The 276-nt window shown below is 31.2% G+C and carries 1 pseudogene; it reads right to left on the bottom strand.

From position 1 onward, the window contains the following. Window positions 1-129 (bottom strand): annotated as a pseudogene (locus RFW85_RS15780) (FadR family transcriptional regulator); the annotation flags it as partial. Between the last annotated feature and the right edge of the window lie 147 nt (window positions 130-276).

The raw sequence follows: 276 nt of genomic DNA, 5'->3' as shown, positions 1-276 counted from the left end.
CAAACCTTGAACAAGCTCAGGTTCAGTCGGAATTTTCTCATCTACTTTCCAAATGTCATTTTTAATATTCTGACGTATGACATGAATCACTTCATCGACCAGTGATCTTTTTTGAATTTGCTCAATCATTAAAATTGGTACTAGTAAGCTTAAACATACGGTGATACTATCATCCTATGTTTAATTGTTCAATTTCTCTTTCATGCATTTTTAAAGGTTGAGCTCATGGAATTAAGTCAGACAATTTCAAATCTTATTTTTGAAATTCAAAAGCTT

It is taken from the genome of Acinetobacter sp. 12966, from assembly GCF_031196995.1.
GTDB classification, from domain to species: domain Bacteria; phylum Pseudomonadota; class Gammaproteobacteria; order Pseudomonadales; family Moraxellaceae; genus Acinetobacter; species Acinetobacter geminorum.
This window is presented reverse-complemented; position numbering and strand designations above follow the sequence as displayed.